The organism is Myroides sp. WP-1 (genome assembly GCF_014145635.1).
Lineage (GTDB): Bacteria > Bacteroidota > Bacteroidia > Flavobacteriales > Flavobacteriaceae > Flavobacterium.
In genome coordinates, this window is the sequence record NZ_JACHTC010000008.1 from 36,701 (window position 1) to 51,697 (window position 14,997).

Consider the following 14,997-nt stretch of genomic DNA (forward strand, 5'->3'; position numbering starts at 1 on the left):
AAATCTCAAATTGTAGTATAAGGTTTGTTCAGAAACAGTCATTCAATGTCCATTAAAGAACTAGAATTCCTATTTTGAGGGTTTATTATACGCTCACTAATACAAATTCAGAACAGCCACACTTTATGTTGTATAGGATACAATTAATTTCGTCTTCAAGTGCAATAAAGCAAATTTACACTTTACACAAAAGAAACGGAATATAACTGATACTTTTACTATTAAGTCTTTTTTTAAGATAAAAAAATACAATAAATAAATATAATTTAACTTTAAATACTCAAATCAAACAATTTAAAACTGTTCTAAGAACACTAGATTCACCACTTTTATACGTTTGATTTTCTCGTATTGAGTGTTTCTTCTATTTTATTGAATATAAATAGTTTAAATATGACGTTTTGTAGATAAATAACTGAATAAGGGTTTTTAAAGAAAATACAACCCCATTTGGGATAAAAAAAATTACTTTTGGATAAATTCCTCGTAAAAGGAGGCAGAAATAGTGCTAAAAAGACAATTACATTTATCTTTTTTACTCATTTTAGAGAATAAAGAAGCCTTTCAAAAAACGTTTTTTTAGCCCCTTTTTCCCTTCAATTTTCGAATAAAAAAAAACGTCAGGCTAAAATCACCTGACGTTTGTAAAAATACATTTATTTTTTTATTCTAATTCAAAACTTATAGAAACCGATGTGTTAATTTCTATTTCACCTACTGCAAGTGTTTGGTCACCTGATTCATCCGCAGTTGAGCTCTTTAATGAATACATGGGTCTAAATACAGGAGGGGTTGATCCTCCTCCATCTGCAACTAAAATTACCTTACCTACTTTTTGTCCTAAAGCATTAGCATAATCTGTCGCTTTTTTCTTGGCTTCCTGTACAGCTAAAGTTCTAGCTTCAGTTTGATAAGTTGCTATTTGAGAAGATTTATACTCCACTCCATCAATTCGATTTACTCCCTTACTCATAACCCCTGCGATTAAAGTCTCATACTTCGATAAATCTTCTAAAGTCAAGGTAATGGTCTGACTCGCTTGATAATAATCTTTTTTATCCGTATAGTCTTTGTAAGAATAAAAACTAACTCGTTGCGTTTGAATATTTTTTTCAGGAACTTTCGCTTCTTTCAAATATTTCAAAACACTAGCAACAATGGCGTCGTTTGTATTTTTCACCTCTTCTGCAGTCTTTCCTTTGTTTTCAATTCCCAATCGAACAACAACTTGATCTGGCACAGCTTTTACTTTTCCAACTCCTTGTACTTGAATTTGAGGAACACTCGTTCCTGCTGTTTGTGCTTGAGCAGCAACACCCAAAGCTAAACACATACTCGCTACTATAAAACTCTTTTTCATTTTATTAATTTTCTAAATCATTTCAAACAAATATAACGATCTCGTTCACAAAAAAAAGATTCCATTCTTTTTTATAATAAACCTTTAACAACTATATTTTGTTTGTTTTAGCTAAAATCAGAAGCAAAACAATGGGAATCAGCAATAAAACGATTAAAAAAGCTTGCTGTTGAAACAGTGCAGGATAGCGCACTAAAGTGAGTACTAAACCTCCTATTGCCCCTCCAAAATGAGCCGCATGACCAATATTATCTGCGTTCTTTTTCATTCCATACAAGCTATATAGCAAATAACCTAAAGCGAAAATATATCCTTTTATTCCAATGGGAATAAAGAACAAGTAGAGCTCTAAATCAGGATACAACAAGATGGAAGCATAAACAATACCTGTTACTCCTCCAGATGCACCTACGGCGTAATACTGTCTTCGTTTACTGTATAATTGATAGGTCAAAACATTGCCAATAACGATGCTTAATAGGTAAATCAATACGAAATAAAAACTTCCACTAAGCATAACGACTATACTCGAAAACATATAGAGCGTAAACATATTAAACGCAAAATGCATCCAATCAACATGTAAAAATCCTGATGTAAAAAGGCGATACCACGCTCCTTGACGAATCTGATCCAAATCAAAATTGTACTTGGCGAAGAAAGAATAGTCTTGTAAACCTTTATAGGTCACAATTCCTGTTCCAATTAAAATAACTAAAATAATAGGGGCTATATCCATACTGAACGTTTTTACATGCTATCGACTGTAATTTATGTATCGATTAGCGGGTTAAAAATAGTCTAAATCCCTTATCTTTGCTAGTAAATTAATCCTAAATAATGAAGTTACTAATTTACTATATCGCCTATCCTATCTTATGGCTTATTTCTAAATTACCCTTTCCAGTCTTTTACTTTGTATCGGATTGTTTTTTCGTACTTCTATATTATATCGTGAGATATCGCCGTAAAGCGGTTACTGAAAATATCCGATTAACGATGCCTCATTTGTCAAATCAAGAAGTAAAAGAAACTGTCAAGCAATTCTACAAACACCTATGTGACATTTTCTTAGAAATGATCAAAACCATTACCATTTCTGAAGAAGAATTAAAAAAGCGCTTTCAATTTACCAATCTAGATACCATCCTAAACGTAGAAAAGCAAGGAAAAAGCGTCATGCTTTTTTGCGCCCACTACGCCAATTGGGAGTGGTTGATTATTTTAGATAAATTCATCAGTTTTCAGGGCTATGCGGTATATAAAAAAATAGCCAATCCTCATTTCAACGATTTATTTTTGAAAATAAGAACGCGATTTAATACGCGCTTGATCGAAATGAAAGAGACGATTCGCGTAATTCGTCAAAATGAGGTCAATAAAAACCATGGAATTTATGCCTTTATTAGCGATCAATCACCCATGATTGGCGATGCTAATTACTGGCAAAACTTTATGGGCATCGAAGTACCCGTTTTTACGGGTGGGGAAGCTTTGTGCAAGAAATTTACTATGGAACCCATGTATCTCAAAGTGGAGTACATCAAACGCGGACACTATCAAGCTACTTTTGTGCCGCTTCTTCAAGCAGATGAACAAGTGAAAGAAGTACCTAATTATGAATTGACGAATCGCTTTTTACAAGAGGTAGAAAAACAAATCAATGAAGCTCCTGCGTACTATTTTTGGACGCATAAACGATGGAAACACCGCGGAAAAAAACCTGCGAATATTAAATCTTTCCACTAGAAACACCGCTTACTGTATTTATTTTAACTTCAAAAACCCGTTAATTATCTCTGGTTTAAAAATTGCATTTCGTACCTTTAACTGAAATTACACCTATTATGACACATATAGAAAAACTTAGCGCTATCCGCTCTTTAATGAAAGAACAAAAGATAGATGCTTATATTATTCCTTCTTCGGATCCTCATATTAGTGAATATCTTCCTGAATACTATAAGTGTATTGCGTGGACATCTGGTTTTACTGGATCTGCAGGAACACTAGTTATTACTCAAAATTTTGCAGGTTTATGGACAGATTCTCGCTACTTCGTTCAGGCAAATGATCAATTAGCACAGAGTGGTTTCGAATTGGTAAAATTGAAAGTTCAACATATGCCAGAATATGTTGATTGGATTGCAACCCAATTTGAAACGGGTGTTGTTGCTTTTGATGGGAATTTGGCCTCTTTAGCAGTTGCTAATGCTATTCAATCTACGTTATCTCCTATTGGATTTACAATCAACGGACATGTAGACCTATTGTCTCCGATTTGGAACAATAGACCTACGCTTCCTACAGCACCTGCTTATACGCTTCCTGTATCAATTACAGGACAAAATACAGCCGATAAATTAGCGAAAGTACGCGCCATGCTCAAACAAAAAAGAGCAACGTGCCATCTTGTATCTTCCCTAGACGATATTGCGTGGTTATTGAATATAAGAGGAACGGATGTACCTTGTAACCCCGTAACTCTAAGCTTCGTTTACTTGGATGCTGAAAAAGCTACCTTATTTATCGATGCCACTAAATTAGACGACAAAACCAAACAAGAACTTCAAAGTTTTGGGGTTTCAATTGCCGACTACACTAGTGTACCTCAAGCAATTGCAGCTATTCCTGCGGGAAGTACAATTTTATTGGATCCAAAACGCACGTGTTTTGCAACCTATGACAGTGTACCTGCAACGGTAACGATCAAGGAAGACATGAATCCTTCAACTTTGCTAAAAGCAATTAAAAACGAAGTTGAAATTGCCCATGAAAGACAAGCTATGATCAATGATGGTGTTGCAATGACAAAATTCTTTAAGTGGATTGAAGAAAATGTAGCTTCTGGCACTTTAACTGAATTGAATATTGCAGATCACTTACTCGATTTACGCGCTGCTCAACCTGGTTTTAAAGATATTAGCTTCAACACAATTGCAGGATATAAAGATCACGGGGCTTTACCTCACTATTCTGCAGATGAGAAAAGTAGTTATGACCTAAAAACAGAAGGTTTACTCTTGGTTGATTCAGGAGGGCAATACGAAACAGGAACAACAGATATTACACGTGTCGTTGCTTTAGGTACGCCTACACAAGAGGAAAAAGACGATTATACAATCGTATTAAGAGGCACAATTGAAGGTTCAATGGCAATCTATACGAAAGGTACACGTGGCTACCAAATTGATGCCATTACAAGAAGACCTATTTGGGCTACCTTAAGAAATTACGGACATGGTACTGGACATGGTGTTGGATTTTTCCTAAATGTTCACGAAGGTCCTCATGTCTTCAACCCAACTCCGACGGATATTGCCATAGAAAAAGGAATGATTACCTCTATCGAACCAGGTTTATACCGCGAAGGAAAACACGGAATTCGAATTGAAAACTTAGTACTTGCAAAAGAGCTAGATTCAAACCAATTTGGTGATTTCATGGATTTCGAGACCTTGACGATTTGCTATATTGCTACTGACTTAGTAGACAAAAAATGGCTAGAACAAACCCATATCGATTGGTTAAACCAATACAATGAATGGGTATACAACAGCCTAAAAGCATTGTTATCTACAGAAGAAGCTTCTTGGTTAAGAGAGAAAACAAAAGCTATTTAATATAAAAAAAACCGTCTACATAGACGGTTTTTTTTATACACTATATTATACTTGCCAATCAATGGGTTCTTGACCAACGCTAACTAAGTATTCATTAATCTTTGAAAAAGGCTTACTCCCGTAAAAACCTCGATAAACAGATAAGGGAGAAGGATGAGCTGTTTCTATAACGAAATGTTTTGCTCTATCAATCATTTTTCCTTTCTTTTGTGCATAACTCCCCCACAAAACAAACACCACATGCTCTCGCTGTGTTGCCACGCATTCAATCACTTGATCTGTAAAGACTTCCCATCCTTTTTTTTGATGAGATCCCGCTTTTGATGCTTCAACTGTTAAGGTAGCATTGAGTAATAGAACGCCTTGTTCTGCCCAAGGGGATAAATCGCCGTTATGAATGTTGCGAATCCCTAAATCGTCTTCTAATTCCTTAAATATATTCTTTAAACTCGGAGGAAATTTCACTCCTTTATGTACAGAAAAAGCTAGTCCATTAGCCTGAAACTCACCATGATAAGGATCTTGTCCTAAGATCACTACCTTAACCGCTGAAAAGTCAACTACCTCTAAAGCTTTAAACACCTGTTCTTCAGGTGGATAAATTGTTTTTGTTTGGCGCTCTTGGGCAACAAATTTCTGTAATTCGCTAAAATAAGGTTTTTCAAACTCTCCTTGTAAAACCTTATTCCAACTTGTATGTTGTAATCTAAAACTCATTATTCTATATAAACCGTTCTTCTATAAGATACAACTTGTGTTGCATCTCTCGCTTCTATTAATATTTGATTGTATTCGTTTAATCCTTTCTTTGGATTTACAATTTTCTGACGAACTACCCAGAAAAATTCCTTTTTATCAGGATCGAACTCAAAAGAGACAAAATCAACAGGCTCAAATTTTGTTTCTGTTGCTTTGGCAATTTGCAAAATCTTGCAGACATCCAATGAATAATCTAAGGCTAACTTCTCCTGTGTTTCGGGTAAAAGCAATGGTGAAATGATTTGTTGATAATCATTTAATGCAATCCCTAAACAATAACTCACTCCTTTAGCAGGTTCAAAGTCATAGTAAAAGAAGTATTTCGTCAAACATTTTCCCATATCAACAACAGGATATCTCGACTCAAATTTACGGATACTATCGTAAGCACTAATGCTAACTCCTTTAAACTTTAATTTGCTAACCATCTCCGCTCCCACTTTAGTAACCAGTAAATCTTCAAGGTTTTTCTTAATTTCAGCAAAACCCGTCGGCACTAAATCGATCGGTCTGTTACTATAGTGATAACCTGTTGAAGATTTTTCAGCATCAACAAAGTAATTGTAATAAGGACATGGATCTATAAACAAATCACTTTGATAACTCCCCCCTATTTTTACCTTACTTTCATCTAAACATTGCGCATTTATTTTCACAATACTTAAAAAAAGTAAAAAGACCGACAGATATAATTTCATGTTTTTAATATTTTATTAAGAAATCAAAAATATAAAACTTTTTAAATATTATTTACTTTATGCGATTTATTTTATTTTAATGGGAATTGGTCGTTGGTCGTCGTTGGTTGTTGGTTGTGAGTAATCTTACAGATAACAACAAGCTGTCAACCGTCAACTATTAACTGTTAACAAAAAAACCACATGCTTCTCAACATGTGGTTTTTCTTTTATCTTCAGACGCTTACAAGCGTTTCATTTGTTCTTTCATCATTTTGATCTGATCTTTCAACATGCCTTGTTTATCCAATTTCTGCGCTTCTCCTAATAACTTCGTCGCTTCTAACTTTCTGCGCTTTGTCATCGATATACCCGCTAATTGCAGTTTGGCCATCGCTAAATCTTGATCCATGTTCAAACCTAATTCAATTGCTTTCTTCATGTATTTTTCCGAAGCATTTAAATTCGTTTGAGAAGTCATAATTCCCATTAGATAATTATAATATCCATTTTGCTTTCTAACTAAAGCTGTTTCAGGATTTTTAATTTTCTTCAACCATTTCTCTGCTCCTTCAAAATCTTGTTTTCTCAACTTTAAAAAAGACAATAGGATGAACTCATTTTTAAAATACAACAGTATTACAAGCCCCATTAAGAACAATAAGAAAATTCCATTTCCAATATTTGATTCCGAAAATTGCCAAACAGCCATTGCCAATAATAGTGCTGCGATACCTAATTTAATATACCTATGAAACATATGCTATAATTAACTTCATTAAGAATGCAAAATTAAAAAAATAAGCGTAGTATAAAAATTATTCCTCAAAAACCTATTTTGCTTTTCTGTTTTTTTGCTCTTTGCTCTTTGTTCTTTGCTCTTTGTTCTTTGCTCTTTGCTCTTTGCTCTTTGTTCTTTGCTCTTTGTTCTTTGCTCTTTGCTCTTTGCTCTTTGTTCTTTGTTCTTTGCTCTTTGTTCTTTGCTCTTTGTTCTTTGCTCTTTGTTCTTTGCTCTTTGTTCTTTGCTCTTTGTGAAGTCGTAAATTCTCTGCAAAGTACAAACCTCACAAAGCACAAACCTCACAAAGCACAAACCTCACAAAGCACAAACCTCACAAAGTACAAACCTCACAAAGCACAAACCTCACAAAGTACAAACCTCACAAAGTACAAACCTCACAAAGTACAAACCTCACAAAGTACAAACCTCACAAAGTACAAACAACAACCTTCTCTTACTTCTCAAAATTCATGAGACGGCATAATTCGCGTGTATCTACATCCAAAAAAGATTCTACTACGAAATCTGCCGTACTGTAATCTTGTTGTTTTGAATGCTGACTCTTATATCCCAGTACTTTTATTCCTGCGGCATTGGCTGCTTTTATTCCGTTGGTACTATCTTCAATCACCAAACAATGCGCTTTGTGATTCATCTTCGCTAAAGAAGCGGCGTGATTAAAAATTGCAGGATTGGGTTTCGACTGCGGAAAATCCTCTCCACTGACAATATGAGTGAAATAGGGAAATAATTCAAAACGGTTAAACACACGGTTAATTGTACTTTTAGAAGCTGACGATCCCAAGATTAACTCGATATCTTGTTGATGTAAATCGACAATCAACTTTCTTACTCCATCAATAAGTTCTAAATCTGGTTTTGTATCAAAAGATTCATTGAATATAGCTCGTTTACGCAACACCAAATCTGCAACCTCCTGGTTAAGTTGAAAGTGATCTTTTACTTTTTGATAAGTATTTTTAGTTGAGAACCCCGTAAAAGAGGTATACATATCTTCTGAGACATCAATTCCCAATTCATCAAAATGTTGAAAATAAGCATAACGATGAACAGGTTCTGTATCTACAATCACCCCATCCATATCAAAAATAACCGTACGTAACATATCTTCTGTTTTTTGTGCAAAGGTAAGTTGTTTTTTATCATCTAATCGCACACAGTCTTGAATTGCAAAAACATTAATTAAATAATACGTAAATTATCGATGTTGCTTCCGTGCTTTTTAGTATTTTTACGTTTACACCTTACCTAAAAATTAATACCTCACAACCTTGTCTGTAGCTGAAGAAGAACAATTTGTCGAAGAACTGCAAAACGCTAAAACGAAAGATCGTGCATTTCAAGAGCTTGTTACTCAAAACAAAGCGAGACTGTACTATCATATTCGATCCCTTGTTTTGAATCATGATGATACGGATGATATCCTACAAGAAACCTTTATTAAAGCGTATGAAAACATAGAGGGATTTAAAGGCAATAGCAAGCTTTCTTCTTGGTTGTATCGCATTGCTACCAATCACGCTTTAGATTTTCTAAAACAAAAAAGCAAATTACAAAACCTCACCTCAGACCAATACAGTCAACAAAGGGCGGAACAATTAGAGGCTGATCCCTTTTTTAACGGAGATCAAGCCACACTCTTATTGCATAAGGCCATTGCTAGTTTGCCAGAAAAACAACAATTAGTTTTTAAGATGCGTTATTTTCAAGAACTAGATTACAACAGCATAGCCTCTATTCTCAATACTTCTGTTGGCGCATTAAAAGCTTCATATCATCACGCAGTAAAAAAAATCGAAGTATTTTTGCAATCACATTAAACCTTTGTATTAAAATTCAGTCTAAGTAATAGAAGTTTATAAAAATGACAATGAATCACAAGGATCAAAACAATAGAAAAGATGGTTTCAAGATACCCGAAGGTTATCTAGAATCCTTTGATGAACGTTTTTGTGAGCGATTAAATGCCAAGCAAAAACAAGTATCCCGATCTAAAGATATCATTTCCTTGACGCCTAAAAAATTAATGCGTATCGCTGCTGCTATTGTTCTTTTAGTAGGTTTGGGAGTCTTTATCAAAACACAGCTAACTGCTTCGCTAAGCGAAGAAGCATTGGAATATTATCTTGAATACAATCCTTCTTCCTACACGTTATCCAATGAATTTATTCAAGCCTTTGATGAAAGTGATATCAAAGAACTCGAGCAAGGAATTCAAATCAACCAAAAGGAGATCAATGAATACGTTCAAACCAATATAGATCTTGAGTATTACTTAAATTACTAATTATCATGATGAAAAGATATCTATTGTTACTGTTCTTGCTTAGTGCGTCATTCTTCGGTTATGCGCAGCACTCATCGGATCAAATAAAATCCTTAAAAATAGCACATATCTCTTCTGTCTTAAATTTGACAAGTGAAGAAGCAGAGAAATTTTGGCCTATTTACAATACATACGACAACAAACTCTCTAAACTGAGACATTCAGAGGTTATTCACTACATTAAATCACATGAAACTCAAGACATTGAGAAGTTAACTGAGAAACAAGCAACGGAAAAAGTTCAGGATTTAGTTTCTTTCGAAGAAGAGTATTACACTTTGAGAAATCAGTTTATTATTGATTGTAAAAAGATACTATCGAACAAAAAGATACTCTTACTAAAGAAAGCAGAAGATGAATTTAATCGCAAGTTACTCAAGAAGTACAAGGACAAAAAATAAGCGATAAAATAAAAAATAATAAAACCTACCAAACCTAGCCTACAAAAGACCTATATTTGTAGGCTATTTTATTTAATTATATAATGAGATTACACAGAAACTTAGTTTTTACCGTTATTGACTCTATCTTATTAATTTTCAACGAAGGAGAATACGCAGACAAAGTAGTTGCGAAAGCCTTAAAAAAGGACAAACGTTGGGGAAGTGCAGATCGTAAATTTGTTGCAGAGACGATTTATGAAATTGTGCGTTGGAAGAGGTTATACACTGAAATCGCCGAGGTAAAAGAGCCTTATACACGCGATGATGCTTGGCGTATTTTTACGGTTTGGGCTGTATTAAGAGGATATAACTTACCGGATTGGAAGTATTTTGAGAATGCTCCACTTCGCAGAATCAAAGGTAGATTTGACGAACTAAGTAAAATTAGAAAATTCAAAGAAGCTATTCCGGATTGGATGGATGAATTGGGGGTAAAAGAATTGGGTGAAGAACTTTGGTCAAAAGAAATTGCGGCTCAAAATCAACAAGCTCAAGTTATTTTACGCGTCAATACGTTAAAAACAACACGCAAAAAATTGCATGCTATTTTAATGGATTTAGACATTGAAACCATTCAACCAGAAGAATACCCCGATGCTTTAATCTTAAAAGAAAGAGCAAATGTATTTTTAACTGATGCTTTTAAAGAAGGATTGTTTGAAGTACAAGATGCCTCTTCTCAACTTGTGGCTCCTTTCTTGGGGATTCAACCAGGTATGCGCGTTGTAGACACTTGTGCTGGTGCGGGAGGAAAAACACTTCACATGGCTGCTTTAATGGAAAACAAAGGACAAATCATTGCCATGGATATCTATGAAAGCAAGCAAAAACAACTAAAAATTAGAGCGAAAAGAAATAGCGCATTCAACATTGAATACCGCATTATCGAAGGAACGAAAACCATAAAAAAACTACACGAAAAAGCAGATCGCGTATTGATCGATGCGCCTTGTAGTGGTTTAGGAGTAATCAAGCGCAATCCAGATACAAAATGGAAATTACAACCCGAATTTGTAGAAGAAATCAAAAAAGTACAACAACAAATCCTACAAGATTATACCAAAATTGTCAAAGTAGGTGGACAGGTTGTATACGCGACTTGCTCAATCTTGCCATCTGAAAATGAAAAACAAATTGAAAAATTCTTAGCATCAGAACAAGGACAACAGTTTAAATTCATCAAAGACCACAAAGTATTGGCTCACCAATCTGGTTTTGATGGTTTTTACATGGCTTTATTAGAGCGTATCAAGTAATTAAAGGGATTCAAATTAGGATATGAGAAAGAATCTGGTTGTTATTTTATTAGCTTCCGTCTTTTTGAGTTGTGGCTGTACGAAGAACAAAACGCAACCCATCACAGGTTTTAGTCAAGAAAACACGACGCAAACCTCAACAACGGAGGAGAATCAAAGCGTTCATTATACGATTCCCAAAACGGTACAATCCTACTATAATGGGATTGATTTCTCTACTTCTAATGCTAGCTTACAGAAAGATCTAGGTGCATTAACTATTCAAAAACACAGCCATTATCTCACCTATAATGATTTATGGCACGTATTGAAAGCTACAGATCTAACTGTTGCAGCCAACGAGGTGTATTTACTCTATGGAGAAAAAGGTTTACTGAAAGGAAAACAAGCCTATACAAGAGGTAAAAATCAAAATGGAGGACGCCAAAATCAATGGAATAGAGAACACACCTATGCTCGATCACTAGGAACACCTAAACTTGAGCAATCGAGTTCTGGCGCCAATGAAGATGCTCATCACATCAGACCCGCTGATGTACAGTGGAATGCTCAACGCGGCAATAAGAAATTCGCTCAAGGCTCAGGAAGCGCTGGTGATGTCAAAGATGGTTGGTATCCAGGAGATGAATGGAAGGGAGATGTAGCTCGTATGATGCTTTATATGTACTTGCGTTATCCAACGCAATGCTTACCTTCTAATGTTGCTGTGGGAGAAATAAACAATAAAGATCAACACATGATCAATCTCTTGCTCCAATGGAACGCCGAAGATCCTGTATCTTCGCTTGAAATTCAACGCAATGAATATTTGAGTAAACCTGATGTTCAAGGGAATCGAAACCCTTTTATCGATAACCCTCATCTTGCTACGCTACTCTGGGGTGGCCCGGAAGCGGAAAATAGATGGTAATTGGTTAACGGTTTACAGCAGATTATCGATATAAATAAACCATTCCTTTTTAGGGGTGGTTTTTTTTTGTTTGGTGTTTGGTGAGGTGATGAGGTGGTGAGGTGATGAGGTGATGAGGTGATGAGGTGATGAGGTGGTGAGGTGATGAGGTGATGAGGTGATGAGGTGGTGAGGTGGTGAGGTGGTGAGGTGGTGAGACGATGAGACGATGAGACGATGAGGTGGTGAGGTGGTGAGACGATGAGGTGTTGAGATGTTGAGATGTTGAGATGTTGAGATGTTGAGGTGGTGAAATCGAAACGAAGTGAAAATCGAAACGAAGTGAAGATTCATCGAACACTAAAACCAATATAAAATAGGTGAGATATATTCATCGAACACTAAAACCAATATAAAATAGGTGAGATATATTCATCGAACACCAAAACAAATATAAACTAGGTGAGATAGATGTTGAGGTGTTGAGGTGGTGAGATGTTGAGGTGGTGAAATCGAAACGAAGTGAAAATCGAAACGCAGTGAAGATTCATCGAACACAAAAACCAATATAAAATGGGTGAGATATATTCATCGAACACTAAAACAAATATAAACTAGGTGAGATAGATGTTGAGATGTTGAGACGATGAGGTGGTGAGATGGTGAGGTGGTGAAATCGAAACGCAGTGAAAATCGAAACGCAGTGAAGATTCATCGAACACTAAAACCAATATAAAATAGGTGAGATATATTCATCGAACACAAAAACCAATATAAAATGGGTGAGATATATTCATCGAACACCAAAACAAATATAAACTAGGTGAGATATATTCATCGAACACCAAAACAAATATAAACTAAGTGAGATAGATGTTGAGGTGGTGAAATCGAAACGCAGTGAAGATTCATCGAGCACAAAAACCAATATAAAATAGGTGAGATAGATGTTGAGGTGAGATAGGTGGTGAAAGGTACTCTCTTAGTATAGAAAAATCACCGTTAACTGTCAACTGTTAACTGTCAACCGTAAACCATTTCATTTCCTTTTTCCTTTATCAAACATCAACTCCTTTACCTTTTCCTTATCTTCTTTCTCTTTATTCAGGTCGAACATTGTACCAAAAATGCGGTCCCAAAACGTATTACTGACTCCAAAACCGAGGTTTTCATCTTTGTAGTGATGCAAGTGATGATTGCGCCAAAGAGGTTTCATAAACTTAAAAGGAGGGGCAAACGCGTGTATAGCGTAATGCATCGAAGCATAAAGAAGATAACCGATAATAAAACCGGGATAAAAGCCAAAGGTGTATGTGTTTAAAAAAAGATATTGTAAACCAAAAAGCAAAGAAGCTAGAACAATACTCGGTACGGGAGGCATAAACAAACGTTGTCTATCTCTTGGATAATGATGGTGATTGCCATGCATAATATAAGCCAATCGCTGTAAGCTTGATTTCTCGCTAATCAGATGAAACAAATATCGATGTGCTAAATATTCAAAAAACGTCCAGAACAACATACCTCCGATAAAAAGAAATACGAGGTTCTGAACGGATAAATTATAGTCTGTGTAACCGATGTATAGGATGTAAGACAAGATCGGAAGATACATTCCCCATATTATTGCGGGATGTCCTTTAGTCAACATTTCTAAATAAGAATTCTCAAATAGTCTTGCCTGTCCTTTGTTATTTATCTTATCAAATTTCATATGTCTTAACTACTTTTCTAGCTAAGATATAAAAAATTACCATTTTAACACAACACTTCCCCAAGTAAAACCACTTCCAAAAGCAGCTAAAACCACAACATCTCCTGTCTTGATTTTACCTTGTTCCCAAGCTTCTGTCAAAGCGATAGGCACTGAAGCAGCTGTTGTATTTCCGTATTTTTGGATGTTGCTGTACACTTGATCATCTGATAAACCAAATTTTTGTTGAATGAATTGAGAGATTCTCAAATTAGCTTGGTGTGGAATCAACATGTCGATATCTGAAACTTGTAGTTTGTTAGCCTCTAATCCTTCCATAATAACTTCACTAAAGCGTACTACTGCGTTTTTAAATACAAACTGTCCATTCATATAAGGCATATAACTTAAATCGTCCGGATCATTGTCTTTTAAAATATCCGACACCCATCTTCCTCCCATACCTGGTGCTAGTAGAGCCAATTCTTCTGCATGTTCTCCTTGTGAGTGAATATGAGTAGATAGAATTCCTGTCTCGTCTTCAGATCGCGTTAAAATCGCTGCTCCTGCTCCATCACCAAAGATTACAGACACCGCTCTTCCTCTTGTTGTCATATCCAATCCTGCAGAATGCACTTCAGAACCTACCACCAAAACCGTTTTATACATTCCTGTTTTAATGTATTGATCAGCTACAGACAAGGCGTAAATAAATCCAGAACACTGCGCTCTAATATCTAAGGCTGCAACGGTATTTAAACCTAATGCTTTTTGTAACATGACCCCTGGTCCTGGAAAATAATAATCAGGACTCAGTGTTGCAAATACAACAAAATCAATATCTTTTGCTTCTACTCCAGCACGTTCCATTGCTATTTTTGCAGCCTTCACCCCCATTCCTGAAGTAGTATCTTCTTCCAAAACTTTGTGTCTACGCTCGTGAATTCCTGTTCTTTCGACAATCCACTCGTGATTCGTATCCATCACTTTTGACAAATCGTCATTGGTTACTACGTTATCGGGCACATAATAACCTAGACCCGAAATCTTTGATCTAAACATATTTATCTGATTTAATTTGTTAAAGCAAAGGTAAGTTTTTTGTGTATTTTAAAAAACATCAACTAAAAAAACGCTATCTTTTTTAAATATTCCACGTATATTGCCCA

Annotated in this window: 15 protein-coding genes; 7 read left to right on the top strand and 8 right to left on the bottom strand. The window is 35.5% G+C overall.

Going from position 1 to position 14,997, the window contains the following annotated elements; all coding sequences use genetic code 11:
* Positions 1-664: 664 nt before the first annotated feature.
* Both H4K33_RS09270 and H4K33_RS09275 read right to left on the bottom strand, forming a co-directional pair.
* Complete coding sequence (locus H4K33_RS09270) at positions 665-1,360, bottom strand: SIMPL domain-containing protein (RefSeq protein WP_182648204.1); 696 nt, start codon at positions 1,358-1,360, stop codon at positions 665-667.
* A gap of 91 nt (positions 1,361-1,451) precedes the next feature.
* The gene (locus H4K33_RS09275; protein ID WP_182648206.1) at positions 1,452-2,099 is read right to left on the bottom strand and encodes a rhomboid family intramembrane serine protease; all 648 of its coding nucleotides are present in this window, start codon (positions 2,097-2,099) and stop codon (positions 1,452-1,454) included.
* Between the two features lie 101 nt (positions 2,100-2,200).
* On the opposite strand from H4K33_RS09275, the gene H4K33_RS09280 reads away from it, so the two are divergent.
* Together H4K33_RS09280 and H4K33_RS09285 are read left to right on the top strand one after the other, a co-directional pair.
* A complete protein-coding gene (locus H4K33_RS09280) occupies positions 2,201-3,109 on the top strand; it encodes a lysophospholipid acyltransferase family protein (RefSeq protein ID WP_182648208.1) in 909 nt (302 codons plus the stop codon).
* A gap of 98 nt (positions 3,110-3,207) precedes the next feature.
* A complete protein-coding gene (locus H4K33_RS09285) occupies positions 3,208-4,983 on the top strand; it encodes an aminopeptidase P family protein (protein ID WP_182648210.1) in 1,776 nt (591 codons plus the stop codon).
* A gap of 45 nt (positions 4,984-5,028) precedes the next feature.
* Here the strand turns inward: H4K33_RS09285 and ung are convergent, their stop codons facing one another.
* The 4 genes from ung to H4K33_RS09305 all read right to left on the bottom strand — a co-directional run bounded on the left by ung (position 5,029) and on the right by H4K33_RS09305 (position 8,326).
* The gene (gene ung, locus H4K33_RS09290) at positions 5,029-5,700 is read right to left on the bottom strand and encodes a uracil-DNA glycosylase (RefSeq protein WP_182648212.1); all 672 of its coding nucleotides are present in this window, start codon (positions 5,698-5,700) and stop codon (positions 5,029-5,031) included.
* On the bottom strand, positions 5,700-6,440 hold the full coding sequence (locus H4K33_RS09295) for a hypothetical protein (RefSeq protein ID WP_182648214.1): 741 nt from the start codon (positions 6,438-6,440) through the stop codon (positions 5,700-5,702). Before H4K33_RS09295 ends, ung begins: the two co-directional genes overlap by 1 nt.
* A gap of 223 nt (positions 6,441-6,663) precedes the next feature.
* Complete coding sequence (locus H4K33_RS09300; RefSeq protein ID WP_182648215.1) at positions 6,664-7,179, bottom strand: DUF2892 domain-containing protein; 516 nt, start codon at positions 7,177-7,179, stop codon at positions 6,664-6,666.
* Between the two features lie 475 nt (positions 7,180-7,654).
* Entirely contained in the window at positions 7,655-8,326 is a 672-nt protein-coding gene (locus H4K33_RS09305) for an HAD family phosphatase (protein ID WP_182648217.1), read from the bottom strand.
* Between the two features lie 166 nt (positions 8,327-8,492).
* Here H4K33_RS09305 and H4K33_RS09310 point away from each other — a divergent pair, with 166 nt between their 5' ends.
* The 5 genes from H4K33_RS09310 (at position 8,493) to H4K33_RS09330 (ending at position 12,156) form a co-directional block, all read left to right on the top strand.
* Positions 8,493-9,041 carry an RNA polymerase sigma factor gene (locus H4K33_RS09310; RefSeq protein WP_182648219.1) on the top strand — a complete coding sequence of 183 codons (549 nt, stop codon included), beginning with the start codon at positions 8,493-8,495 and terminating at the stop codon, positions 9,039-9,041.
* A gap of 50 nt (positions 9,042-9,091) precedes the next feature.
* Positions 9,092-9,508 carry a hypothetical protein gene (locus H4K33_RS09315; RefSeq protein WP_255493634.1) on the top strand — a complete coding sequence of 139 codons (417 nt, stop codon included), beginning with the start codon at positions 9,092-9,094 and terminating at the stop codon, positions 9,506-9,508.
* A 5-nt stretch (positions 9,509-9,513) separates the two neighbouring features.
* The gene (locus H4K33_RS09320) at positions 9,514-9,948 is read left to right on the top strand and encodes a hypothetical protein (protein ID WP_255493635.1); all 435 of its coding nucleotides are present in this window, start codon (positions 9,514-9,516) and stop codon (positions 9,946-9,948) included.
* Between the two features lie 83 nt (positions 9,949-10,031).
* A complete protein-coding gene (locus H4K33_RS09325; protein ID WP_182648222.1) occupies positions 10,032-11,246 on the top strand; it encodes an RsmB/NOP family class I SAM-dependent RNA methyltransferase in 1,215 nt (404 codons plus the stop codon).
* A 22-nt stretch (positions 11,247-11,268) separates the two neighbouring features.
* Positions 11,269-12,156, top strand: coding sequence for an endonuclease I family protein (locus H4K33_RS09330; protein WP_182648223.1), 888 nt, complete (start codon positions 11,269-11,271; stop codon positions 12,154-12,156).
* Between the two features lie 1,018 nt (positions 12,157-13,174).
* On the opposite strand, the gene H4K33_RS09335 is transcribed toward H4K33_RS09330, so the two are convergent.
* Both H4K33_RS09335 and H4K33_RS09340 read right to left on the bottom strand, forming a co-directional pair.
* Complete coding sequence (locus tag H4K33_RS09335; RefSeq protein WP_182648224.1) at positions 13,175-13,849, bottom strand: sterol desaturase family protein; 675 nt, start codon at positions 13,847-13,849, stop codon at positions 13,175-13,177.
* Positions 13,850-13,885: 36 nt separating this feature from the next.
* On the bottom strand, positions 13,886-14,890 hold the full coding sequence (locus H4K33_RS09340; RefSeq protein ID WP_182648225.1) for a 3-oxoacyl-ACP synthase III family protein: 1,005 nt from the start codon (positions 14,888-14,890) through the stop codon (positions 13,886-13,888).
* Between the last annotated feature and the right edge of the window lie 107 nt (positions 14,891-14,997).

Bases quoted from the DNA above. Each gene is read 5' to 3' on its own strand.
- H4K33_RS09330 (WP_182648223.1), top strand. From the start codon at position 11,269: ATGAGAAAGAATCTGGTTGTTATTTTATTAGCTTCCGTCTTTTTGAGT.
- H4K33_RS09270 (WP_182648204.1), bottom strand. From the start codon at position 1,360: ATGAAAAAGAGTTTTATAGTAGCGAGTATGTGTTTAGCTTTGGGTGTT.
- H4K33_RS09295 (WP_182648214.1), bottom strand. From the start codon at position 6,440: ATGAAATTATATCTGTCGGTCTTTTTACTTTTTTTAAGTATTGTGAAA.
- ung (WP_182648212.1), bottom strand. From the start codon at position 5,700: ATGAGTTTTAGATTACAACATACAAGTTGGAATAAGGTTTTACAAGGA.
- H4K33_RS09315 (WP_255493634.1), top strand. From the start codon at position 9,092: ATGAATCACAAGGATCAAAACAATAGAAAAGATGGTTTCAAGATACCC.
- H4K33_RS09305 (WP_182648217.1), bottom strand. From the start codon at position 8,326: ATGTTACGTACGGTTATTTTTGATATGGATGGGGTGATTGTAGATACA.
- H4K33_RS09320 (WP_255493635.1), top strand. From the start codon at position 9,514: ATGATGAAAAGATATCTATTGTTACTGTTCTTGCTTAGTGCGTCATTC.
- H4K33_RS09275 (WP_182648206.1), bottom strand. From the start codon at position 2,099: ATGGATATAGCCCCTATTATTTTAGTTATTTTAATTGGAACAGGAATT.
- H4K33_RS09285 (WP_182648210.1), top strand. From the start codon at position 3,208: ATGACACATATAGAAAAACTTAGCGCTATCCGCTCTTTAATGAAAGAA.
- H4K33_RS09280 (WP_182648208.1), top strand. From the start codon at position 2,201: ATGAAGTTACTAATTTACTATATCGCCTATCCTATCTTATGGCTTATT.
- H4K33_RS09300 (WP_182648215.1), bottom strand. From the start codon at position 7,179: ATGTTTCATAGGTATATTAAATTAGGTATCGCAGCACTATTATTGGCA.
- H4K33_RS09340 (WP_182648225.1), bottom strand. From the start codon at position 14,890: ATGTTTAGATCAAAGATTTCGGGTCTAGGTTATTATGTGCCCGATAAC.
- H4K33_RS09335 (WP_182648224.1), bottom strand. From the start codon at position 13,849: ATGAAATTTGATAAGATAAATAACAAAGGACAGGCAAGACTATTTGAG.
- H4K33_RS09325 (WP_182648222.1), top strand. From the start codon at position 10,032: ATGAGATTACACAGAAACTTAGTTTTTACCGTTATTGACTCTATCTTA.